The organism is Arthrobacter sp. NyZ413 (assembly GCF_049390645.1).
Taxonomy (GTDB): Bacteria; Actinomycetota; Actinomycetes; order Actinomycetales; family Micrococcaceae; genus Arthrobacter.
In genome coordinates, this window is sequence record NZ_CP155434.1 from 730,372 (window position 1) to 752,891 (window position 22,520).

General features: G+C 63.8%; 14 protein-coding genes. 12 read left to right on the forward strand and 2 right to left on the reverse strand.

Features of this window, described 5'->3' with window-relative positions; genetic code table 11:
• Positions 1 to 320: 320 nt before the first annotated feature.
• Positions 321 to 3,593, forward strand: a complete 3,273-nt coding sequence (locus ABCW42_RS03495; protein WP_423183541.1) for a galactose oxidase-like domain-containing protein — start codon at positions 321 to 323, stop codon at positions 3,591 to 3,593.
• A gap of 60 nt (positions 3,594 to 3,653) precedes the next feature.
• Here ABCW42_RS03495 and ABCW42_RS03500 read toward each other — a convergent pair whose 3' ends face one another.
• Positions 3,654 to 4,301 (reverse strand): TetR/AcrR family transcriptional regulator, encoded by a 648-nt coding sequence (locus ABCW42_RS03500; protein ID WP_423183542.1) that lies wholly within the window; start codon positions 4,299 to 4,301, stop codon positions 3,654 to 3,656.
• 235 nt (positions 4,302 to 4,536) lie between these two features.
• Here ABCW42_RS03500 and ABCW42_RS03505 point away from each other — a divergent pair, with 235 nt between their 5' ends.
• The 9 genes from ABCW42_RS03505 (at position 4,537) to ABCW42_RS03545 (ending at position 18,445) form a co-directional block, all read left to right on the forward strand.
• Positions 4,537 to 6,336 (forward strand): sigma-54-dependent Fis family transcriptional regulator, encoded by a 1,800-nt coding sequence (locus ABCW42_RS03505; RefSeq protein ID WP_423183543.1) that lies wholly within the window; start codon positions 4,537 to 4,539, stop codon positions 6,334 to 6,336.
• 245 nt (positions 6,337 to 6,581) lie between these two features.
• Positions 6,582 to 7,529 (forward strand): C-terminal binding protein, encoded by a 948-nt coding sequence (locus tag ABCW42_RS03510; RefSeq protein WP_423183544.1) that lies wholly within the window; start codon positions 6,582 to 6,584, stop codon positions 7,527 to 7,529.
• 20 nt (positions 7,530 to 7,549) lie between these two features.
• Entirely contained in the window at positions 7,550 to 8,842 is a 1,293-nt protein-coding gene (locus ABCW42_RS03515) for an aspartate aminotransferase family protein (protein ID WP_423183545.1), read from the forward strand.
• Between the two features lie 2 nt (positions 8,843 to 8,844).
• Complete coding sequence (locus ABCW42_RS03520) at positions 8,845 to 9,744, forward strand: fumarylacetoacetate hydrolase family protein (protein ID WP_423183546.1); 900 nt, start codon at positions 8,845 to 8,847, stop codon at positions 9,742 to 9,744.
• 34 nt (positions 9,745 to 9,778) lie between these two features.
• Positions 9,779 to 11,869 carry a hydantoinase/oxoprolinase family protein gene (locus ABCW42_RS03525; protein ID WP_423183547.1) on the forward strand — a complete coding sequence of 697 codons (2,091 nt, stop codon included), beginning with the start codon at positions 9,779 to 9,781 and terminating at the stop codon, positions 11,867 to 11,869.
• Positions 11,870 to 11,871: 2 nt separating this feature from the next.
• Entirely contained in the window at positions 11,872 to 13,632 is a 1,761-nt protein-coding gene (locus ABCW42_RS03530; protein ID WP_423183548.1) for a hydantoinase B/oxoprolinase family protein, read from the forward strand.
• Between the two features lie 81 nt (positions 13,633 to 13,713).
• Complete coding sequence (locus ABCW42_RS03535) at positions 13,714 to 14,847, forward strand: Gfo/Idh/MocA family protein (protein ID WP_205754297.1); 1,134 nt, start codon at positions 13,714 to 13,716, stop codon at positions 14,845 to 14,847.
• 198 nt (positions 14,848 to 15,045) lie between these two features.
• Positions 15,046 to 17,007: a 3D-(3,5/4)-trihydroxycyclohexane-1,2-dione acylhydrolase (decyclizing) gene (iolD, locus tag ABCW42_RS03540; RefSeq protein WP_423183549.1), complete on the forward strand. Its 1,962-nt coding sequence runs from the start codon at positions 15,046 to 15,048 to the stop codon at positions 17,005 to 17,007.
• Positions 17,008 to 17,089: 82 nt separating this feature from the next.
• On the forward strand, positions 17,090 to 18,445 hold the full coding sequence (locus tag ABCW42_RS03545) for an NAD-dependent succinate-semialdehyde dehydrogenase (RefSeq protein ID WP_423183550.1): 1,356 nt from the start codon (positions 17,090 to 17,092) through the stop codon (positions 18,443 to 18,445).
• A gap of 66 nt (positions 18,446 to 18,511) precedes the next feature.
• On the opposite strand, the gene ABCW42_RS03550 is transcribed toward ABCW42_RS03545, so the two are convergent.
• Positions 18,512 to 19,696 (reverse strand): Gfo/Idh/MocA family protein, encoded by a 1,185-nt coding sequence (locus tag ABCW42_RS03550; RefSeq protein WP_423183551.1) that lies wholly within the window; start codon positions 19,694 to 19,696, stop codon positions 18,512 to 18,514.
• 188 nt (positions 19,697 to 19,884) lie between these two features.
• On the opposite strand from ABCW42_RS03550, the gene ABCW42_RS03555 reads away from it, so the two are divergent.
• Together ABCW42_RS03555 and ABCW42_RS03560 are read left to right on the forward strand one after the other, a co-directional pair.
• Complete coding sequence (locus ABCW42_RS03555; RefSeq protein ID WP_423183552.1) at positions 19,885 to 20,652, forward strand: SDR family NAD(P)-dependent oxidoreductase; 768 nt, start codon at positions 19,885 to 19,887, stop codon at positions 20,650 to 20,652.
• Between the two features lie 50 nt (positions 20,653 to 20,702).
• Positions 20,703 to 22,463 carry an IlvD/Edd family dehydratase gene (locus tag ABCW42_RS03560; RefSeq protein WP_423183553.1) on the forward strand — a complete coding sequence of 587 codons (1,761 nt, stop codon included), beginning with the start codon at positions 20,703 to 20,705 and terminating at the stop codon, positions 22,461 to 22,463.
• The last annotated feature ends 57 nt before the right edge of the window (positions 22,464 to 22,520 follow it).

The window sequence follows — 22,520 nt, forward strand, 5'->3', positions numbered from 1 at the left end:
GAAAACAATGACACAAGTGGAATGCTTCGTCAATGGCACAAGTGGAATGCTCCGGGGAGTGTTGTTATCGCACCGGCGAAGCTTGAGTAACTAGGCGGTGAAAGACATCGCGACGTTTACAAGTAGTCGCTACTCGGGCGGTAGCCATGCCGGATCAGTAAGGTCTTTCCCATCCGCCGTACCTGGCCCGGCGCGTCGGGCGGCATGGGTGATGCGTTTCCCTGCGGAACCGTGAGGAGATCACTGTGTTCGGAAAAGTCCATGCCTCACGTGCCCTCACGCTGCTTGCAAGCTTATCCCTTGCCATCACGGGATCTATCGTGAGCCTGCTCCCGGCAGCCGCGCCCGCGGCAGCCGCGGTACCTCTGGCGACGGACCGGATTGTCAGCACGCACCAAGGCACGCCTTCGACGCGAATCGTCTCGCCCGCCTTCACGACAAGCCAGGCGAACGAACTGCTTATTGCCTTCGTCATGTCGGACGGGCCCCAAACCACTGGCGGAGAGTCTTTCTCGTCCGTCACCGGTGGCGGCCTCTCTTGGCGGCTGCGCCAAAGGACCAATACCCGATGGGGAACCGCGGAGATTTGGCAGGCCGTCGCACCGGCAGTGCTGACGAACGCCACGGTCACGGCCACTAACTCGGGCTCGTACCAGTCGTCGATGACTGTGGTCACATTTGTCGGCGCGGATGTGGCGACCGACGGCGCTGTCGGAACGGGGAACGCCGCTACAGGGGCTCCCAACGCTTCGCTGACCACAACGCGCACCGGCTCATGGGTGTGGGGAGTGGGAAATGACTGGGACAGGGCCACCGCGCGCACTGTCGGCGTCGGGCAGACAAAGGTCGATGAGTACCTCTCAAGCCAAGGCGATACTTTCTGGGTCCAGCGCCAGAGCGCAATAACGACGGCGGCACCTCCTGCCGTTGTGGCGATCAATGACACAGCACCCACGACTGACCAGTGGAACCTCTCCGTCATAGAAATTCTTCCGGCCTCGGCTACAGGGGACACGACTCCGCCCGTGATCTCTTCTGTATCTGCCGGCACGCCCGGTTCCAGCGGGGCCACCATCACCTGGACCACCGACGAAGCTTCCAGCTCGCAGGTGGAATACGGCACCACCACGGCATACGGCCAAAGCACGGTTCAAGATTCCACGCCTCAGACCTCCCACTCGGTGGCATTGTCCGGGCTCTCGGCCGGCACCCTGTACCACTACCGGGTGAAATCCGCTGACGCGGCAGGCAATCTTGCCGTCTCGGGCGACGCGACGTTCACGACGGCGAACGGGTCCGGCACGGACCCGTCGGTGGTCGGCTCGTGGGGACCTGTCGTCGCTTGGCCCGAGGTGTCCATCCACGCGGCGCTGACACCTACCGGCAAGGTTCTCACATGGCAGGGCGACTTCTCCCAAGGTGGCCAGCAGTACCTGCTCGATCCCGCGACAGGCAGCTATGTCCAGGTGCCGAGTGCCGCCGTCGACCTCTTCTGCGCAGGGCAGGCGGTCCTGCCCGACGGCCGTATTCTCGTCGTAGGCGGGACAGCGACAAGCGGGGGACTGGGTACTCGGAACGTGACCGCCTTCGATCCGGCCACGGGAACCTGGCAGACCCTGGCGCCCATGAACCACCCCCGCTGGTATCCGACGGCGACGACGCTGGCCGACGGCCGGGTCCTGGTGACCTCAGGTGCGAACACCACCTCGACAGACATCGTGCCTATCCCGGAGGTTTACTCACCCACCACGAACTCGTGGACCGACCTGACAGGCGCGAACCGGTCCATCCCGTATTACCCCTTCATGTATCAGTTGCCCGACGGCCGCATCCTCCAGGCCGGGGCGTCCGAACAAGCCACCCAGACGCTGGCCCTGAATGTGTCCACGCAGCAATGGACCACCGTGGACTCCCGCGTCCTGGACGGCGCCTCGATCGCGAACTACGCGCCGGGCAAATTCATCAAGGCCGGATCGGCCTCGGACGGTGGCTTCACGGGACAGTCCACCGACACCGCCTACACGCTCGACATGAACGCGCAAAACCCGGCATGGCAGGCAACGGCCCCCATGGCGTTCCCCCGTAGCTTCGTGAACCTGACGAACCTTCCGGATGGCACAGTCCTTGCGACAGGCGGCGGAACCGACAAATCAGGCCAGGATGTCAGCAAAGCAGTGATGCAGGCCGAGGTCTGGCAACCGGCCGCGGGAACGTGGAGCACCATGGCGCCGATGTCGGTTCCCCGCCTCTACCACTCGGTGGCCGTCCTGCTCCCGGACGGCCGGGTCTTCGTATCCGGCGGCGGTGGCGACAACGGGGTGGCGGACCAGGACAGCTACCAGATCTACTCCCCGCCGTACCTCTTCAAAGGACCGCGGCCGAGCATCTCCAGCGTACCGGGCAGCGTCCAATACGGTTCGACGGCGTTCATCGGAACCCCGGATGGGTCCCGGATCCAATCCGTGTCCCTGATCAAGACAGGATCCGTGACCCACGCCTTCGACCAGAACGCGCGGGCCATGAACCTGAGCTTCACGCAGGCCTCCGGCGGGCTGAACGTCCAAATGCCTGTCAACGGCAATTACGCCCCTCCGGGGTATTACCTGCTCTCGATCGTTGACGGCAATGGTGTTCCGTCCACGGCAGGCATGATCCGGTTGCCGGCACCGAGCCAGGACACCACTCCTCCAACGGCGCCGGCGAACCTGGCCGCGTCGCCGTCCCCAGGCCAGATAGCTCTGACGTGGACGGCCAGCACGGACAACGTGGGCGTCACCTCGTACCGGGTCTCGCGCGACGGAACCGTGATCGGGACCTCGGCGTCGACCAACTACACCGACACTTCGGTGGTCGCCGGCACTACCTACTCCTACGCCGTCGTCGCCCTCGACGCGGCAGGCAACGCCAGCCCGCCGTCGAACACGGCCACCGCGCAAGCCATCGCAGCGCCCACAGGGATCACGATCGACAAGATCGTCTCCATCCACCAAGGAACCGGCGCGACGACGATCAGTGCCCCCGGTGTGACAACCACGGGCACCAACGAACTCCTCCTTGCCTTCATCAGTTCGGACGGACCGAACTCCGCGAACTCGGCACGGATCGCCGGCGTTACCGGCGCCGGACTCACGTGGACACTCCGACAAAGATCCAACACCCAGCCGGGCACCGCGGAGATCTGGCAAGCAGTCGCACCCGGACCGCTGTCGAACGCGACCGTCACCGCCACGCAAGCCTCGGGCAGCTGGCAGGCCGCCATGACGGTTGTCGCCTTCCGCGGGGCGGACACCACGGCAGGTGCGACACTGGGCGCGAACGCCTCCTCCGGCGCCCCGACTGCCACCCTCACCACCACGAGGGCGGGCTCCTGGGTGTGGGGTGTCGGCACGGACTGGTCGAACGCCATTTCCCGGACGCTAGGACCGAACCAGACCCTCGCCGACCAGTACCTGGCGCCAGCGGGAGACACTTACTGGGTCCAACGACAGGACTCCACCACGCCGACGAGCGGCACGCCCGTGACGATCAATGACACTTCCCCAACGTCGGACCAGTGGAACCTCGCGATGATTGAAATTCCTGCCGCACCCTAGGCCTCGTGCCGGCCCCGCTCCGGCCCCGCCTCATCGCCTTGGGCCCGCCAAACGCTCGAACTAAAATTGAGCCGCGAGAACGACCTGGGAAAGCGTGACGGCGCGGCTGGTCAATGCTTCCATTTCGTCGTCATTGCAATCCGGTGATGCCCATCTGGTGGCTCCTTCCAGAAGGGTCATGACGACTTTGACCCGCTCCTCGGCTTGTGTGTAGCCCATGTCAGTCGCGGCCGCCACGTACATATTCTGGTGGAGGCTTACCCAGTCATTGACCTGATCGCGCAGGGCTGGCGGGAGGACGTGGGCCATCCTGTCGGTGGCGACCAGCAAGTCCCAGAGGTTGCTTTCCGGAAGCTTCACCTGGCGGGTGAAGTGAAGCCTGACCATGGCATCCCAGAAAGTCTCGGCAGAGGTTGCAGGATCCACCGCTTCCAATAGGGCCATGCCAAAGCGGTGGAAGTGCCAGCGGAGCGATTCGGCCACGATTTCGTCCCTCCCGTTCGGGAAGTGCGAGTAAAGGCTGGGGGGCTTGATGTTGACGGCGTTTGCGATCGTTCGCATCGAGACCGAGCTGAAGCCGTTCGCGATTGCCAACTCAAGAAAGGCTTCAAGGATGTGCCGCCGCGAGGCCCCTTGGCCTGCCCAGTCCCACTCCTGAAGTTGGTGGGCGAAGGCGTCGCGCGCAGCCTCGTATGACCTACCGCTCATAACTTGACCCTAACAAAGAAGTAACTACCAAAAAACTCTTGGCTAACGACCATTAGTTAGCCTACTCTGGAAGTGGGGTCAATGAAGCGCCCGCATTGAGCGCTTCTCCAAGTTTTAGACACAGGAGGCGGCGGACGTGGTCACGGAAGCGGTTCTGGATCAGGCCGCGATGTCTATGGTGCCGGAGGCGATGTCGTCGTCTGGCTCGTATCAGATTCTCCAGAAAGATCTTGAGATGGCTACTGTCGAAGTATTGTCCCCATGGCCATCTGCGGCGTTGCGGCAGATCGACCGGGTGCGCGAACTTTTCCTGACGCAACCAAATGCGGACCTCAGCGGTATCCGGCCGATCGTGGCCCGTTCCTGGTACCGGAGCCGCGCCGCCGGCGTCGACGCGGTGGCCGATCGGGGCTTCTTTGATGAAGGTCGCATTGATGAATTCACCATGGCAGCAGCCGGTCCGCATCTACAGAAGCTGGATGAGGTGGCTGCTGACTTAGGCGGATATGTCAGCCTGACTTCTCCAAACGGGGTGCTTGTCAAGGCCAGTTTCCTCCGCGACGACGGTTTCCCCGCCGGATACTCGCTGCTGGAGGAGAGCTGCGGCAGCAACGGAGAAGGCCTGGCACTGGAGGAGGGGCGCGGTGTGTGGCTGGCCCCTGAGGAGCACTTCCGTGAGGACATGCGGGGCAACTGGTGTTTTGCCTCCCTCGTGCGGGATCCGTTCCATAACCGGGTACGGGCTGTGATCGGTCTGACGCTCCCGGCCAACCGTGTCCCCGCCCTGGAGCCGTCTTCGACGTTGCTGATGCTCGAGGGCGTCGCTTCGCGGATCGAGCGGGACATCGAGGTACGGACTTCTTCGAAGGAACGGGCCCTGCTCACTGAGTACCTAAGAATTTCCCGGCGAAGGGGCAACCGGGCAGTGATCGCGGTTGACGGGAAGAACTCGCTCCAGAATGCCTCGGCCACGGCCATGCTGGTGGACAGCGATTTTTCGATTGTCTCCGGTTACGCCAAAGCGGTGATGTCCTCGGGCTGCGATATGACCTGTGAAGTCATGCTGCAGGGTCCGGGGCTGTCCACCTTGGAAATTTCGCCTGTGACATTGTCGGCCGCGAACGTCGGGGCAATTGTTGTGGTGCGGCCCCATGCCCCTGCCAAGGAGCATGCTGAAGCCGCGGCAAGTGTCGCCACAAGGCTCGAATCGCCCCCGCAAGGGACCATTGAGCGCCTGATGAAGCATGTGGATGGCACAAGCACGGAATTCAAGCGCACGCTGAACCTGGTCCGGAAGGCTGTGGACCAGGACAGGTCCGTGGTGATGATCGGCGAGTCGGGCAGCGGAAAACTCCGCCTGGCCAGCGCCATCGCATCATTGCGCGGAGGCCAATTGCTGGTGGATGCACGCAGCGGCGCCCTCCGGGGCCCGCAATTCATGGATGTGCTTCACCAGGTGGCCACAGAACTACCAGCGACGTTGATCATCGAACACGCTGACGAACTTTCCCAGCACGAAGCCGGCGAAATCGCCCACAGCCTGCGCGGTAACCGGGCCACCAAACTGATTTTCACCATCACCCGCCCTACTGACGCCACACTGCAGCTCTCAGAAGCCTTCGACGTCCTTGAGATCTCGGTGGCGCCCTTGCGCAACCGAAGGGAAGACATTCCCCAGCTCGCCCAGGCCATCGCGGCGGAATTGGGGGAGCGCAGGCTGTCACGGAGGCTTATCACGACGCTTACCCACGCTGACTGGCCAAGGAACATTGACCAGCTCCGGGCCGTCGTGTCCAACGCGGTGGAACGATCAGAAGGCGCCGAAGTCACAGTGGACGATCTGCCGCAGGGATTCCACCGCGTCCTGACAAAGGGCAGGCTTTCCCGGCTGGAGGACGCAGAGCTAAGCGAGCTGCGGACGGCATTGCAGGAGGCGGAGGGAAACCGCAGCCTGGCGGCGGAGACCCTGCAGATCGGGCGCTCCACCCTGTACCGACGGATGGACTATTTCCGCAGCCGCGGCTTCGATCTCTGATCCGGAGCACCGGAAATAACTGCATGGAATGACAGAGCCGGCCATCGTTTTGGTGGCCGGCTCCTCCGTGTCCGATGCCTGCCCGGTGCGGGCGCTGCCGGTGGGACAGTGTCCCACCGGGTGTCCCGATCTGGCACGGATGGACACCCGGATATCGCGTTGTACTTGAAACACCCGACGCCGGCACCCGTCCCATGGAGTGTTCGGCAGCGAATGAGGGTACGAGACGAACAGGACGACAGACTATGACCCGCGATGCCCAGGGAACCATACTGGTGGCCCCTCACCATTTCCCGAACCTGAACCGCGAGCACGCCCTCGCGGAGGAATTCGGTTACACACTCAACCCCGCGGCAGACACCGATGCCTTCCGTGAAGCGCTTCCTGAAGCCGACATTGTGATGATCACCCCCTACGCCAAACTCACGGCCTCGGACTTCCCGGTGATGTCCAAATGCCGCGCGGTTATCAGGTACGGAATCGGCTACGACAACATCGACGTTGCCGCGGCCACGGAAGCCGGCATCCCGGTGTCAATCGTTCCGGGAACGGCATCGGAGGAAGTTGCCTCCCACGCCTTTGCCATGGGCCTGGCCCTGGCCCGTCGCCTGCCCGCAGGCAACGCTTCGATCGGTGACCTGGGATGGGCCGGCACCATCGGCTATGACACGCCGGTTCTCTCCGAGCTGGAAGTCGGCGTGCTGGGCATGGGACGCATCGGCCAGCACGTTGCCCGGATGTATTCGGCTGTCGGCGCCCGCGTGCGCGCCTACGACCCCTTCGTCACCGAAAGCTTCGTGGAGCTGGCCGGGATGGAAGACATCTTGGAAAACTCCGACGTCGTCTCGCTGCACCTGCCGCTGAGCCAGGACACCGCCAACCTCATCTCCGGGGACGTCCTGGCACGGATGCGCAAGGGCGCGGTAGTCGTCAACGTCTCCCGCGGTGGGCTCATCGATGAAGCCGCCCTCGCTTCGGCACTGACCTCCGGACACATCGCCGGAGCCGGCATCGACACCTTCGCCCAAGAACCCCTCAGCCCGGAGCACCCGCTTCGTTCCGCCCCCAACACCATCCTCACCCCGCACATCGCCTGGCGCTCCAACCGGTCCACCGGTGCGCTGCAGGACGGCGCCGTCGAACGGGTCCGCCTCGCATTGACCGGGCAGCCACTGATCGACCTTGTGAACTGAATAGACTGGAGAACTCGAAATTGGGAACAACCAACCATCTGGACAACGTCACGGACATTAACCCCGCGGAAGATCCCCACCTGCGCCGCGGGCCGCGCGGCTTCCCGCTGCTGCCTGGCGGCTACGGGCGCTCAACGTATTACACCGGGGCTCCGAGCCCCTACGCCATCAAGGGCGAAGGGTACCGTGTCTGGGATGATCGCGGCCGCGAACTGATCGACGCCAACAACAACTTCACGTCCCTGATCCACGGCAACGCCCACCCGGAAATCGCGGAGGCCGCAACCAAGGCCCTCACCACCGGAGCCAGCTGGGGCATCCCGAACCTCTACGAGTGGGAACTCGCTGATCTCCTGCTGTCCCGCCTCCCCGACCTTGACCAGGTCCGTTTCACTAATTCCGGCACCGAAGCCGTCATGTCCGCGATCCGCGTCGCCCGGGCAAGCACGGGTCGCGAACGCGTCATCGTCACCAAGGGCGGCTACCATGGCACGTCCGAAGTGGCCCTCGTCCCTGGCGGCCCCTCCTACCAGCGCGGCGTGACCCAAGGTGTTATCGACGACGTCACTGCGGTACCGCTGAACGACGTAGAGGTCTTGCGCCAGGCGGTGGAAGCCGCCCCCGACCAGTACGCCGCCATCATCCTCGACCTGCTGCCCAACCGCGCCGGCCTGCTCACGATCTCCGACGAGTTCGTCAGGACCGCGCGGGAACTCGCGACCCGGTACGGCATTGTCCTGATCATCGACGAGGTCATCAGCCTGCGCCTCGGATTCAACGGGTTCAGTGGGGAATATGGCGTTTCGGCCGACCTGCTGACGACCGGCAAACTCATCGGCGGCGGATTCCCCGTTGGCGCCGTCTGCGGCAAGGCCGAACTCATGGCCGAAGTGGACCCGACCCGTCCGGGCAGCCTGCCTCACGGCGGCACTTTCTCCGGCAACCCTGTCAGCATGGCCGCCGGGGCGGTGTCGTTGCGCTTGTACACGCAGGAGGAAGTCAAACGGCTCAACCACTTGGGCGATTCCGCGCGGGACACCGTGAACGCCAGGATCGCAGATACGGGCTGGGAGATCCGCGGCCGCGGCTCGCTGCTGCGCGCCGTTCCTGCCGGAGCCGGGAAAGTGGACGAGCGAACCCAGCACCAACTGTGGTGGGCCTCCTACGAACGGGGACTTCTCGGTTCTCCCGCCAACCTGCTGTCCCTGTCCACACCGATGGACGAGAAGGTGGTCGGCGACATCGCTGACCGGCTCGCGGATGCCGTGTTGGAAGTCGCCGCACGCGTTCCGGCAACGGAAGGCGGCAAATAAGCATGAAGATCGTTTCCTACCAACACGAATCCGGAGTTCGCGGTGGAGTCCTGGTTGACGATGCTGTCTACGATCTGGAGCTGCTCCTGCAGGGTTGCCGCCATGCTGTTCAGGGCGCCACAACCTCCGTCCGTGAGTTCCTGGAGCTGTACGGTGACCGGCTTGGGGAAATTTCGGCCGAGATCGGGGCTTTGGTCAGCCAGGACCCGGTCGCCCGTGTGGGTTCACGGGACGGCGTGCGCCTCACCGCACCGGTGTCGGATCCCTCAAAGGTGCTTTGCGTCGGGCTGAACTACAAGGACCACGTAGCCGAAACCGGACGGGCTTTCCCGGAGTACCCCGACGTCTTTGCGAAGTTCGCCTCCACCATGGTTGGCCCTGACGACGAGATCGGGGGCGCCAAGGTCAGTGAAAACCTTGATTTCGAGGGTGAGCTGGCAGTGGTCATCGGACGTCGGGCCAGCGAGGTGACCGAGGAAGAAGCGCTGGACTACGTGGCAGCGCTCGCACCGCTGAACGACGTCACGGCACGCGACCTACAATACCGCGGCACCCAGTGGCTGGCCGGCAAAGCCGTCGACGGCTCAACCCCCTGGGGCCCTGCATTGGTCACCCTCGATGAGGTGGGTGATCCGCAAGCCCTGGAACTGGCCACCCGCGTGAACGGCATCGAAGTTCAGCGTTCCAACACCCGCTACCAGATCTTCCCCATCGCCCGGATCGTGTCCTACCTCTCAAGTTTCCTCACCCTCGAGCCGGGTGACGTCATTGCCACAGGTACTCCACAGGGCATCGGCGCCAAGCGGACTCCGCCTGTCTGGCTTGAGCCTGGAGACACCGTGGAGATCGAGATCGAAAAGGTCGGGGTGCTCCGCAACCGCGTCGGCAAACCCCAGCTCTAATTCCCTGCAAGCCCTAAGAAAGTAATGAAGACCTATGAGTGAAGTACAAACACAACCAGGTGAGGCCAGGTACCGCATTGCCGTCGACACCGGCGGTACGTTCACCGACGTCGTGGTCGGTTCCAACAGCGGCGACATGGCGGTCGGCAAAGCACTGACCACCTATGACCGCGTATTCACCGGCTTTGAAGCCTCTGTCCGCCGTGCGGCCGAGTCCGTCGGTTGGAGCGGAGACGAGGTATTGCGCAACGCCGATGTCATTGTCTACGGCACCACGCACGCCACCAACGCGGTCCTCACCGGCAAGGTCGCCAAAACCGCGCTGCTGACCACGGACGGCTTCGCCGACACCTTGCTGCTGCGCGAAGGCGGGCGCAGGGACGCCTTCGACTCCAAGGCCGCCTACCCGCCGCCCTACATTCCCCGCCAGCTGACCTTCGAGATCACCGAACGCATCTCTGCCGAAGGCGACGTCCTGGTACCGCTGGACGAAGAACAGGTCCGGGAAGTCCTCGGCTCCTTCAAGGAGCAGGGGATCGAGGCCGTTGCAGTCTCATTCCTCTGGTCGATCATCAACGACGCCCACGAGAAGCGGGTTGCCGAACTCATCAAGGAAATCCTTCCCGGCGTTCCCTACACGCTCTCCAAGGAAGCCAACCCCACCATCCGCGAATACCGCCGCTCCTCTGCGGCCTCAATCGACGCTTCCCTGAAGCCGCTGATGGCAGACCACCTGGGCAAGCTCCGCTCCGACCTTCAGGCGTATGGTTTCGCCGGCGACCTCCTGGTGGTCACCTCCGAAGGTGCCGTTCTCGACGTCGCGGACGTCCTGGACCGCCCCGTGCTGCTGCTGAACTCCGGCCCGTCGATGGCGCCGCTGGTCGGCGCGGCGGCCGCCCCGGACCGCGACACGGTTGTTGTATGCGATATGGGCGGGACTACCTTTGATGTGTCGCTCGTTGAAGAAGGCGTTGTCCGCCACACCCGCGAAGCATGGCTGGGCGAGCCATTCGTGGGGCACCTCACCGGTCTGTCCTCCGTGGCGGTGTCCAGCATCGGCGCCGGCGGCGGCAGCATTGCCTGGATCGACGGCGGAGGCCTGCTCCGCGTCGGTCCGCAGAGTGCGCGCAGCACCCCCGGCCCGGCAGCCTACGGCCGCGGCGGCGAAGAGCCCACCGTCACCGATGCCTGCGTGGCACTCGGGTACCTCGACACGGAGGGCTTCGAAGGCGGGTTCACCCTGGACCGCCAGGCCGCAGTACAGGCCATCGACACCCGTATCGCCGGGCCGCTGAAGATGGACACCCTGCAGGCAGCACAAGCCATCCTGGACGTCTCCGCCAACCACATGGCCACGGCCATCCGACAGGCGGCACTCGAGCAGGGCGTCGACCCCCGCGGTGCCCTCATCGTTGCCGGCGGCGGCGCAGGCGCGATGGTCGCCGCGGCGATCGGTGTCCTCCTTGAAGCCGACACCATCCTCATCCCGGCCACCGCGGGTGTCCTGGCCGCCTACGGCGCCCATCGTGCACCCATCGCCACCGAGTTCCTCTCGCCGCTGCATAACGACACCCGCAGTTTCGACGCCGGTTCGGCCTCCCGCGCTGTCGAGGAGCTCACCGCCAAGGCAGAGCTCTTCGTGAAGCGTTTCGATGGCGTGGGAGATGAACCCAACGTCACCTACTTCGTCGACGCCCGCTACCCGGGCCAGGCCTGGGACCTGAAGGTGTACCTGGATGCCGCGCCCGACACCTCCGGCGATGCCGCCGGAATCATTGAACGGGCTTTCCACGAGGAACACGACCGCCGGAACGGCACCCACGACCCGGACAGCCGGGTGGAGATCATCACCTGGGGCGTCCGGGTGGAAATCCCGCGGCCCGAGCACACCAAGTCCGAAAGCGGACCCACCCGCAGCAGCGAGGTCCACCGAATCGACGACATCGTCTTCGGCGGCGAGAGCTTCAGCACCCAGCGGTACCGCGGAGTCACGCTCGCTCCGCGTGACAAGGTCCTCGGACCGGCCGTCATTGACCAGCCCACCACCACCATCGTCGTGCCGCCGGAGTGGAACGCCACGCTCGATGAACGATCCAACATCTACCTCACGCGTAAGGAGGCATAACCGTGACGCGCGAATTCGATCCCGTAAAACTCTCGGTACTTGCCAATGCATTCGACGGCATCGTCCGTGAAATGACCAGCGGCCTGCTCCGCTCGGCACGCTCGTCCGTCATCAACACAGCCCGGGACTTCTCCTGCGCCGTCCTGACAGCGGACAACCAGTTGCTCGCGGCGGCGGAAGGTGTCCCCGTGCACGTCTTCGGCGCCGGGCCGCTCGGCGAAGACATGGTGGAACTGCACGATGACATCCGTGAAGGCGACGCCTTCCTCCACAACGACCCGTACATGGGCAACTCCCATGCGGCGGACCACGTCATCCTGGTGCCGATCTTCATCCAAGGACGCCACCTTTTCACCGCCGTGACCAAGGCCCACCAGGCAGACTGCGGCAACTCCCTGCCCACCACGTTCTTCGCCACCGCCCGGGACGTGTACGAAGAAGGCGCCCTGATCTTCCCCTGTGTGCGGATCCAGCGCGACTACACCGACATCGACGACATCATCCGCATGTGCCGCTCCCGCATCCGCGTCCCGGACCAGTGGTACGGCGACTACCTTGCCTCCGTGGGTGCTTCCCGCATCGCTGAGCGCCGCATCCACGAACTCGCCGAAAAGTTCGGGGTTGAAGACCTGGTGGACTTCGTGGACGCCTGGTTCGATTACTCGGAACGCCTCACAGCAAGCGCCATCGAAAAACTCCCCGAGTATGTCCTGCACGGCACATCCACGCACGATCCTTTCCCCGGCACCGGCCCGGACGGCGTGCACCTGCAGGCGACCCTCGAAGTGAAGCCCAAGCAGGGCAAAATCGTCATCGACCTGCGGGAGAACCCGGACAATCTGCCCAACGGCCTGAACCTCACGAAGGCAACGGCCACAGGTGCCGCTTTGGCCGGTATCCTCTCGGGCATCCCGGAGAACCTGCCAAGCAACGCGGGAACCTTCCGACGCGTCGACGTCTTGCTGCGTGACGGCTGCGCCGTCGGCGTACCCAAGCACCCCTACTCCTGCTCGTCCGGAACCACAAACCTCGCCGACCGCGTGGTGAACATCGTGCAGGCCGCCTTCTCACAGATCGACGACGGTTACGGGACGGCCGAAGGCGCGGCCGGCCAGGCACCGGCGAAATCGGTCATCTCCGGCATCGACGAACGCAACGGCAACCCCTACGTCAACCAGATCCTGGTGGGCGGCGTCGGCGGCCCGGCAACCCCCTACGTCGACGGGTGGCCGACCTACCAGCGTCCTGTTTGCGGCTCCCTGCTCTACCACGACAGCGCAGAGGTGGATGAACAGCGCTACCCGATCCTGATCCACGAACGCACCCTCGTCGCCGACTCCGGCGGAGCGGGCCGGCAGCGCGGTGGACTCGCCACCCGGGTCACCATGGAACCCCGAGGGGAAAGCGTCACCCTCACCTACGGCATTGAAGGCAACCTCAACCCGCCCAAGGGTGTCCGCGGCGGGCACGACGGCAAAGCCCCGGCCACCTGGGTCGAGGACCTCCGGACCGGAGAACGCCGCGAAATTCCCGTGGTCGGCCGCTACGACCTGCAGTTCGGGGAGAAGGTCGTGTCCATCACCCCGGGCGGTGGAGGATACGGTGACCCCCTCGAGCGGGACCTCCTTGCGGTCCTGGACGACGTCCGCGAATCCAGGGTCAGCCCCGACGCCGCACTGACGGACTACGGCGTGGTCTTCACCAACGGAGTGCTGGACGAAGAGGCCACATTCAAGAACCGCCAGGAGCGTCTGGCCAGCTAGAGCAAGAACATGGCAATCACCTCCGGGGCGCGGTATATTCCTCGCCCCGGAGTGTTCCAACAATCAATAACGGAGATAGACATGGAACCCATTCGAGTCGGGATCATCGGCGTCGGAAACGTTCTGAACCAATACCTGGACAAGATCGGCGTCCACCCCGATGTGAAGATCGTGGCACTGGCGGACGTGAACGCGGATGCCGTGAAGGCGCGGGCGGCAGAGTACTCGGTTCCCAAAGCCCTCACACCGGATGAGCTGCTGGCCGACGAGGAAGTGGAGCTGGTCCTCAACCTCACTCCGCCCAAGCTCCACGCACCGGTCACGCTCAAGGCCATCGCCGCCGGCAAGCACGTCCTCTCCGAGAAGCCTTTTGCGACCTCGCTGGAGGAAGCCAGGGAAATCCTCGACGCGGCGCGGCAAGCCGGCGTCAAAGTAGGCTCCGCCCCCACCACTTTCCTGGGGTCGGGCATGCAGACCAGCCGCAAACTCATTGACGACGGGTGGATCGGCAAGCCCGTGGCCGCCTTTGCCTCCTTCGCGTGCCGCGGCTACGAGCACTGGCACCCCAACGTGGACCCGTTCTACAGCCCCGGCGCCGGGCCCATGCTGGACATCGGGCCTTACCTCATCACCAACCTGGTGAACTTCTTTGGTCCGGTGAGGCGGGTTTCCGCGACGGCGCCCCGCTCGTCGGAGACGCGTCCACGCCCCGGCAAGGAAGGGGAAGTGATCCATATCCAGACCCCTACTCACGTTACGGGCACGATCGATTTCGAGTCCGGCGCCGCGGCCACGGTGATCGTCAGCTGGGACATTTGGAACCACAACCTGCCGCACTTGGAGATTTACGGCACGGGCGGCTCCCTGGCAGCACCCAACCCGGACCATTTCTCCGGCGCGCCGGTGCTTCGGCGCGGTGAGCCCCGTGACCTGTCCCTGGACATGACCCCTCCGGGCGGTGGCGACTGGCGGGAAACGCCCATCACCCACCGCGACGACGCGTACCGCGGCATCGGCCTGGCCGAATTCGGGTACGCCATCCGCAAGGGCCTGGAACCCCGCACCGGCGCGGAATTCGCCTACCACGTGCTGGAGGTCCTGCTCGCCTTTGAAGCATCCTCCGAGCAGGGACGCCATATCGAGATCGAGAGCACCTGCGAGCGGCCCCGGCCGCTGCCTTCAGTAGGTCCGCAGGAACCTTACCGATTCGACTGAGAGCCAGCAAAAACAGCAGCCGACGGCGGTACTCATGTGCCGCCGTCGGCTGCTGTTTTTCTTGTGCCCTGTTTTTGTGCCGGGGCCGGTGGGCCGCGTATCAAACTGGGACACAACTTTGGTCCTCCACGGTGAAAACCTGATGTTCGGGCGAATCGGTTTGCAAATGCCGACGCACCTACGAATTTAGGAGAAAGCATGACTAGCACAGCCGCTGCTGATATCGGCACCGACGTCAATATCGCAGCCGATAAAACAGCCGTCCGTCGCCGCACAGTCGCACAAGCAATCGTTGAATACCTCCAGGTCCAGTACAGCGAACTGGACGGCGAGAAGAGGCGCCTGGTTGCCGGCATGTACGGCATCTTCGGCCACGGAAACTCCGTCGGCCTGGCCCAAGGCATCGACGAATACGGCGTGGACTTCCCCCACTACCAAGGCAAGAACGAACAATCGATGGTCCACGCAGCCATCGGTTTCGCTAAGGCTTCCAACCGTGCAGCCACCCTCGCCTGCACGGCCTCCGCCGGCCCGGGATCCACCAACATGGTTACCGGTGCGGCAACGGCCACCACCAACCGCCTGCCGGTCCTCCTGTTCCCGGCAGACATCATCAACAACCGCTTCGGCGACCCTGTCCTGCAGCAGATCGAACACCCGGTCGAACGCGATGTCTCCGCCAACGACTGCTTCCGCCCGGTGAGCCGCTACTTCGACCGCATCACCCACCCGGCCCAGCTGCTCTCCACCCTCCCCGAAGCCATGCGCGTCCTCACCGACCCCGTGGAAACCGGAGCCGTGGTGGTCTGCCTGCCGCAGGACATCCAGGGCGCGGAGTTCGATTTCCCGGAGTCGTTCTTCACCCCGCGTGTCTGGCACATCCGCCGCCGTCCGGCGGTGGAAGACGAGATCCGTGACGCGGCTGAAATCATCCGCAACGCCAAGCGCCCGCTGCTGATCGCCGGCGGCGGAGTCCGCTACTCCAAGGCGCAGGAGGAACTGGCGCGCTTCAGTGGCGAATTCGGCATCCCTGTCTCGGAAACGTTTTCCGGCAAAGCCAGCGGCCCGAACAGTGAATTGAACCTGGGTGGCCTCGGTGTCACCGGAACGGTCGGCTCCAACGAAATCGCCGGCGGCGCCGATTGCGTGATCACCGTGGGTTCACGGCTGCAGGACTTCATCACGGCCTCGCACTCACTGTTCCAGAACCCGGACGTCAAGTTCGTGCACCTCAACGTCGGCGCCTTCGACGCGCACAAGATGGGTTCCTTCCCGGTGATCGGTGACGCGAAGCTGAACCTGGCTGCACTGCGTGAGCGCCTCGCGGCGGATGGCTACAGCACGTCCGAGGACTTCCGCAACGACATCGCGGACGCCCGGAAGGCCACCGCAGAAGTACGCGAGCATGACCTCCAGGCCTTCCCCGGCGAAATCATGAGCCAGGCGCAGGTCATCGAGATCCTCAACAAGGAAACGAACAGCCAGGACGCCCTGGTTCTGGGTTCCGGTGGCACCGTGGAAGGCATCCACAAAGCGTGGGATCCATCCAACGGCACGGAAATCCACTTCGAATACGCCAACTCCTGCATGGGCCACGAGATCCCTGCCGGCCTCGGCTACCGTTTGGCCCGTCCCGACGCGCCGGGTGACGTGTTCGTGCTGATCGGTGACGGCACCTACCTCATGCAGCCCACCGAACTGGTGACAGCGGTCCAGGAACGCAAAAAGATCATCACCATCGTGATCGACAACCGCGGACACCAATGCATCTGGCCGCTCCAGGTGGCCAAGGGCGGCCCGGGCCGTGAATTCGGTACCCAATACAAGGAACGCGGCAAGGAGTCAGGTCGCCTGGACGGGGCGGTTCTCGAGTTCGATATCGCTGCCAACGCCGCAAGCATGGGTTGTGCCGCCTGGTCCACGACGACCGTCGAGGAGTTCACCGCGGCGCTGAGCGAAGCACGCGAGGTCGAAGGTCCCGCCGTCATCGTCGCCCATGTGGAACCGTGGCGGTACCTGTCCGGAAACGGCTCCTTCTGGGACGTCGGAGTTCCGATGACCTCCGAGCGCACGGGCAGCCAGGAAGGTACAGCCAAGCACCTCGAAGGCCGTGCACGCCAGCGCTACTACGCGGCTACCACCGTACCCGACGCCAACTAGGCGTTACCGGGCGGGATCGTCTTAGAGGGCGGTCCCGCCCGACCTGTTTGGATACAACATCCCTCGAAAAGGAGCATTCACCATGGGTGCATTCGCTGTTATTGACCCGGCCACGGGTACCACCCACGCAGAGTACCCTGCGGCCACTGATGCAGAGATCGAAGCCGGTCTCAGCGCAGCCCAGAAGACGTACCAGGAGTGGTCGCGAACCACTACCGTCGCGGAGCGTGCAGCCTTGGCCAAACGCTTGGCTGATCTGTTCGTCGAGCGCAAGGACACGCTCGGAGCCATCATCAACCGCGAAATGGGCAAACCGCTGCAGCAGGCCGTCGGGGAAGCCGAGTTTTCAGCGGCCATTGCCACGGCCTTCGCCGAGAACGCCGAAGAGTGGCTCGCCGATGAGGAACTCGAAGTAGCAGACGGACTGCGGAGTTTCTTCCGGTATCAGGGCCTCGGAGTGATCCTGGGCATCATGCCGTGGAACTATCCCTACTACCAGGTCGCCCGCTTCGCTATCCCCAATATCATCCTGGGCAACACAGTCATTGTGCGTCACGCCAGCCAGTGCCCCGAATCTGCGCTGGCCCTGGCGGAACTCTTCCGCGACGCAGGCTTCCCCGAAGGCGCGTACGTCAACCTTTTCGCCACGCACAAGCAGATCTCAGACATCATCGCCGACGACCGTGTGCAGGGGGTATCGCTGACGGGCTCGGAGCAGGTTGGTGCGATTGTTGCTGAGCAGGCCGGGCGCGCACTGAAGAAATGCGTCCTGGAGCTCGGCGGCGCGGACGTATTCCTGGTGCTCGACACCAACGACATCGACCTTGCCGTAAAGAAAGCCATCATGGGCCGGATGGGCAACACCGGACAGTCCTGCAACGGTTCCAAGAGAATCGTCGTCATGGACAAGTACTTCGACGAATTCTCCGAGAAGTTCAAGGCTGCGATCGCCGGACAATCGTACGAAAACGGGGACTTTGGGCCGCTCTCCTCGGACGCTGCCACCAAGTTCCTTACCCGGCAGGTACAGGGCGCCCTCGATCAGGGCGCCGAAATCCTGGTCGGCAACAACGAACCCCAGGGCAACGTCTTCACGCCGACGGTCATCACCAACATCACACCCTCAATGGATGTCTACAGCGAGGAGCTTTTCGGCCCGGTGGCGCAGTTGTACAAGGTTGGCAATGACGAGGAAGCGATCAAGCTCGCCAACTCCTCCCCGTACGGACTTGGCTCTGTGGTGATCTGTGAGGACCTCGAGCGCGCCGAGCGGGTCGGCAACCAGCTCGATGTCGGCATGGTCTTCGTGGGTGCCTACGACCTCAGCGGCGCCGACGTACCGTTCGGCGGCGTCAAGAAGTCAGGTTACGGCCGGGAACTGGGCAAGGTGGGCATGCTGGAGTTCGCCAACAAGAAGCTGTTCCGCTTCGCGAAATAAGAAACCGCAGCAAAATGAGAGGCCGGATCATTTTTGATCCGGCCTCTCATTTCTGTGGTGGCAGCGCTATGCCTGGTACGTGGTGTTGCCGGAGACCTCGGGAACGTCAATCCAGGCGCCGGACGCAGCGCTGCGCAGCGACGCGTCAACCAGCTCGGATGCTGACCAGCCATCAGCCACCGACGGGCCGAGCTGATTGCCTTCGGCGACGGAGCGCAGGAACAGTGCTGCTTCGATCGTCTTGAGGTCGTTGAAGCCGATACCGGGTCCCGCGTTGGGCTGGAAACGGCCGAACTCACCGAAGGACGGCGGGGTCATGATGGTGCGGTAGCCGCTGCGGTCCGTGGCGACTTCCAGCTGGTTCATGCGTTCGAAGTTCCAGCGGAGGGATCCTTCGGTGCCGTAGACCTCCACGATGTACTCGGCGTGCGGGCCGATCGCCACTCGGGTCGTCTCGAACATGCCGATCGCGCCGTCTTCGAAACGGGCGAGCATGGCGGTGTAGTCCTCATTCTCCACTTCACGGGTGACATCCGAGGCCTCACCGGTGTTGAACGAATTCGAGGATGTACCAGCCGGCAGGGGACGTTCCTTGATGAAGGTCTCCGTGACGGCGTTGATCGAGGCGATGCGGCCGACCAGGAATTGGGCAAGGTCAAACCCGTGGCTCAAGATGTCGCCGAGGACGCCGGAGCCTGCACGTGCCTGCTCGTAGCGCCACGTGAATACCTGGTTCGGGTCCGAAGCGTAGCTCGTAAGCAAACGAATCTGGACGTTCGTGATACGGCCAAGGGTGCCCGAGCGGATGAGGCGGCGGGCCTCTGCGATCGCGGGAGCATGACGGTAGTTGAAGCCCACCGAGGTGATGAGGCCGGCGGCCTCGGCGCCTTGGGCGATCTCCCGGGATTCCCTTGCGCTACGGCCCATGGGCTTCTCGATCCAGAAGTGCTTTCCCGCCTCGATCGTGGCCAAAGCGATCTCATGGTGCAGGAAGTTCGGGGAACAGATGGAGACCACGTCCACATCCGGGTTCTCCAGGACCTTGCGGTAGTCAGTGGCGGTCTCGGCATAGCCAAGCGCGTCTTCGGCGTGGTGTCGTCCGGCGTCGTCCGGGTCAGCGGCAATCACCAGTTCGGGATGACGTGGCAGTTCCGGGAAAAACTGCTTGGTGGCCATGTAGGCACGTGAATGCAACCGCCCCATCCACCCTACCGAGATCAGGCCTACGCCGATGCGTTTCTGGTCTTTCAAGGGAACTCCTCCGTCTAGCAAATGGTTTTTTGGGAAATGGTGCCGCGCGAAGGGGCGGCATCTGTCGACCAGCATATGAACGCGGAGGGCGTGCTCTGTGTCTCAATGTGAGACATCCAGCGGGATCCCGGCACTGATTTAGTGGAACACAGCCTAGATCACGCCAACCCTAAGGAGTTCTGTCGACGATGACGGACCGCAATGAGCAACTTGGAACGGAACCGTTGAGGGTCCTCATCACCGGTGCCACGTCCGGAGTCGGGGAAGCTACCGCCAAACTTTTTGCCCAACGGGGAGCCCGGGTAGCACTGCTGGGCCGGCGGTCAGGTGAACTGCAGCGAGTCGCGCAGGAGATCGGTGGGGGAGTGCGCACCGTGGCGACCGATGTCGCAAACGCTGAATCAGCCAGGAACGGGGTCCGTGGAGCAATCCATTCACTTGGCGGACTCGATGTGGCGGTCAACGCTGCAGGGGTTGCCGGATACGCGCCCCTTGAGGACCTGGACGAACACCGGTGGCATGAGGTCCTGGAAACCAACCTGTCCGGCACTTTCTACGTTTCCCGGGAAGCGGGCCTCCACATGCGCGGCGCCGGTGGAGGAGCGATTGTCAACGTTGCCTCGGACCTCGCAGTGATGGGAGTCCCCGGATTGGCCCACTATTGCGCCGCAAAGGCCGGAGTCGTGGGACTGACGAAGGCGTTGGCCCTGGAACTGGCCCCTGATGTCCGCGTCAACGTCGTCTGCCCGGGGCCGATTGACACGCCCATGCTGCGGGCAGGCCTTGAATCGGAACCGGACCCCGTCCTTGCCCTGCAGCAGAAGGAAAGCACCGTGCCACTGGGCCGGCTCGCCGACCCGGATGAGGTGGCCGCGGCCATTTACTTCCTGGCCGTTGACGGCACCTTCGCAACCGGAACCAGCATGGCGTTCGACGGCGGCACTTCCGCCGCGTAACCCGCCCCAAGACCCGAAGACATATACCAAGCCAAGGAGCTTCGAAAGACATGCCAGATTCGAACTACAACAACCTCCGCAGCGCGCGCTGGTTCGCGCCCCACGACCTCACGGGTTTCGTGCACCGTACGGCCATCCAGGCAGAAGGCTTTTCGCGTTTCGCCATCAAGGACAAGCCGGTCATCGGTATTGCGAACTCATGGTCCGAGCTCGTCAACTGCAACATCCATTTCAAGCTGCTGGCTGACGCCGTCAAGCGGGGCGTCCTGATGGCCGGCGGATTGCCTCTGGAGTTCCCCACCATCTCCTTGGGCGAGAGCCTGATGAAGCCTTCCGCCATGCAGTTCCGGAACCTGATGGCCATGGACGTCGAGGAATCCATCCGCGCCTACCCGCTGGACGCCATTGTGCTCCTGGGAGGCTGTGACAAGACGGTTCCCGCCCAGCTCATGGGAGCGGCCAGTGCCGACATTCCCACGATCATGCTGACCGGCGGCCCCCAGGAGCCGGCACACTTCCGGGGCAAGCAACTCGGCGTCGGAACCGACACGTGGAAATTCGCCGACGAACTGCGGGCCGGGAAAATCACGCAAGCAGACTTCGATGAACTGGAATCGGCCGCTAAACCGTCGGCAGGCCACTGCAGCGAAATGGGCACCGCGTCCACCATGACCTCCCTCGTTGAAGCCCTCGGCATGTGCCTGCCGGGCACCGCCTCCATCCCCGCGGTCGATTCCCGTCGCGGTGCCGCAGCAGAAGCTACCGGTCGCCGCGCGGTGGAGATGGCATTGTCGCAGGGTCCCAAGCCCAGCGAAGTATTGACCAAAGAGGCCTTCGACAACGCAATTACGCTCCTGATGGCCGTGGGCGGATCCACCAATGCTGTGGTCCACCTCCTGGCGCTTGCACGGCGAGTGGGATATGAGCTGGAGCTGGACCGGTTCCACCAGATCTCGGAACGGACGCCGCGCATCGTCAACGTGCGCCCCTCAGGCGAGTACCTGGTGAAACAGCTCTTCGAGGCCGGGGGCATTCCCACGGTGCTCAAGGCGCTTTCACCCCTGCTGAACAAGGATGCCATCACGGTCAGCGGCGAGACCCTCGAAAAGGGGTACATCAACGCCCCGGAGCCTGACGGCGTCGTAGTCAGTAGCCTTGACGAGCCCTTTGACGCCTCCGGTGGCATCGCCGTCGTCCGCGGTTCCCTGGCCCCCAACGGTGCCGTTATCAAGCGCAGCGCGGCCTCCAAAGATCTTTTGCAGCACAAGGGATCCGCGATCGTTTTCGAGGACATTTATGACCTCGGACGCAGGATCGATGATCCGGAGTTGGATGTTACCGAGGATTCGGTATTGGTGCTCCGCAACAGCGGTCCGGTCGGAGCACCAGGCATGCCGGAATGGGGAATGCTTCCCATTCCCGAGAAGCTCCTTCGCAAGGGAGTCCGGGACCTTGTACGGATCTCGGACGCACGCATGAGCGGCACGGCCTTCGGAACAACCGTCCTGCATGTTTCCCCCGAAGCAGCCGCTGGCGGCCCGCTTGCCATCGTGCGGGACGGGGACCCGATCGTGCTGGACGTCAAGAACCAACGCCTCGACCTCGATCTGCCGGCTGAAGAAATCGAGAACCGCCTGGCCGAACTCAAACTCCCCGAGCCGAAGTACCGGCGCGGATACGGCCGGCTGTTCATCGAGCACGTCAATCAGGCGCACGAGGGCTGTGACTTCGATTTCCTGAAGGGCCTGCCGGACGAAGAGCCCCAGCGGCTGCCTTACGGCCTGATGAGCGGCTGGCAAGGCGGCTGGTAAGAGCAAGGCTCACAACTACGGATGCGCCGCCGTCCGCGAAGGACGGCTTGAAAGGAG

Excerpts from the sequence above, each read along its gene's own strand:
- ABCW42_RS03510 (WP_423183544.1), top strand. The coding sequence starts at position 6,582 with ATGACCCGCGATGCCCAGGGAACCATACTGGTGGCCCCTCACCATTTC.
- ABCW42_RS03545 (WP_423183550.1), top strand. The coding sequence starts at position 17,090 with ATGGGTGCATTCGCTGTTATTGACCCGGCCACGGGTACCACCCACGCA.
- ABCW42_RS03535 (WP_205754297.1), top strand. The coding sequence starts at position 13,714 with ATGGAACCCATTCGAGTCGGGATCATCGGCGTCGGAAACGTTCTGAAC.
- ABCW42_RS03500 (WP_423183542.1), bottom strand. The coding sequence starts at position 4,301 with ATGAGCGGTAGGTCATACGAGGCTGCGCGCGACGCCTTCGCCCACCAA.
- ABCW42_RS03555 (WP_423183552.1), top strand. The coding sequence starts at position 19,885 with ATGACGGACCGCAATGAGCAACTTGGAACGGAACCGTTGAGGGTCCTC.
- ABCW42_RS03505 (WP_423183543.1), top strand. The coding sequence starts at position 4,537 with ATGGCTACTGTCGAAGTATTGTCCCCATGGCCATCTGCGGCGTTGCGG.
- ABCW42_RS03560 (WP_423183553.1), top strand. The coding sequence starts at position 20,703 with ATGCCAGATTCGAACTACAACAACCTCCGCAGCGCGCGCTGGTTCGCG.
- ABCW42_RS03525 (WP_423183547.1), top strand. The coding sequence starts at position 9,779 with ATGAGTGAAGTACAAACACAACCAGGTGAGGCCAGGTACCGCATTGCC.
- iolD (WP_423183549.1), top strand. The coding sequence starts at position 15,046 with ATGACTAGCACAGCCGCTGCTGATATCGGCACCGACGTCAATATCGCA.
- ABCW42_RS03520 (WP_423183546.1), top strand. The coding sequence starts at position 8,845 with ATGAAGATCGTTTCCTACCAACACGAATCCGGAGTTCGCGGTGGAGTC.